Origin of the sequence: Aminobacter sp. MET-1, from assembly GCF_026521175.1 — a bacterium.
Taxonomy (GTDB): Bacteria; Pseudomonadota; Alphaproteobacteria; order Rhizobiales; family Rhizobiaceae; genus Aminobacter.
The window spans coordinates 1-278 of sequence record NZ_JAMSHL010000091.1; the positions used below are offsets into that span (position 1 = coordinate 1).

1 protein-coding gene is annotated in these 278 nt (G+C 62.2%); it reads left to right on the forward strand.

All coding sequences use genetic code 11. The annotated features are described in order from the left end of the window. On the forward strand, positions 1 to 278 hold a 278-nt coding region (locus tag NDO48_RS29155; protein WP_267322907.1), incomplete at both ends, for a glycine--tRNA ligase subunit beta.

Here is a 278-nt window from a genome sequence, read left to right on the forward strand (position 1 = left end):
GTGTGGCGTCGAGCTGAGCGAGATCGACCAGAGCGGACCGAAACTGCGTTTCAGCCAGGTCATCACCGGCAAGCCGACCGCCAGCCTGTTGCCGACCATCGTTGAAGACTCGTTGAACGACCTGCCGATCCCGAAGCGCATGCGCTGGGGTGCTCGCAAGGAAGAATTCGTACGTCCGACCCAGTGGCTGGTGATGCTGCTCGGTGACCAAGTCATCGACTGCACCCTCCTCGCCCAGAAAGCCGGTCGTGATTCCCGTGGCCACCGCTTCCATCACC